The organism is Frateuria defendens (assembly GCF_001182895.1).
Lineage (GTDB): Bacteria > Pseudomonadota > Gammaproteobacteria > Xanthomonadales > Rhodanobacteraceae > Frateuria_B > Frateuria_B defendens.
On sequence record NZ_LFQR01000156.1, the window covers coordinates 1 to 339 of the forward strand.

A 339-nucleotide genomic window follows, 5' to 3' on the forward strand; every position below is an offset into this window, starting at 1 on the left:
ACACCGACAGCACCCGACACATCCACCGCACCGTGAACTCGCCTTCGTGCGCCTTCATCGTCGCGTACTTCACTTCGGCTGCTTCGCGAAGTACGCCGCCGCCTTTTTTAGAAAGGCGTTTTCCTCCTCCAGCCGCGCCAGCTCACGCTTGAGCTTCGCCAGCTCCGACTGCGCCAGCCGCTGCGTCTCGGCGTCCTGGCCTTGCTGCTGCGCTCTCCCGCGCCATGCGTACAACTGCGCCGGCTGCAGCCCCAGGTCACGCGCTGCCGCGGGCACGCCGTCCTTCACCGCACGCAGCAACGCTTGCCGCTTGAACTCCTCGCTGAAGCGCTGCCGCTT

Annotated in this window: 1 protein-coding gene; it reads right to left on the bottom strand. The window is 66.4% G+C overall.

The window, feature by feature from the left end; all coding sequences use genetic code 11:
• Positions 1–69 precede the first annotated feature (69 nt).
• The coding region (locus tag ACH65_RS17030) for a transposase (RefSeq protein ID WP_049623827.1) at positions 70–339 on the bottom strand (270 nt) is incomplete at its 5' end.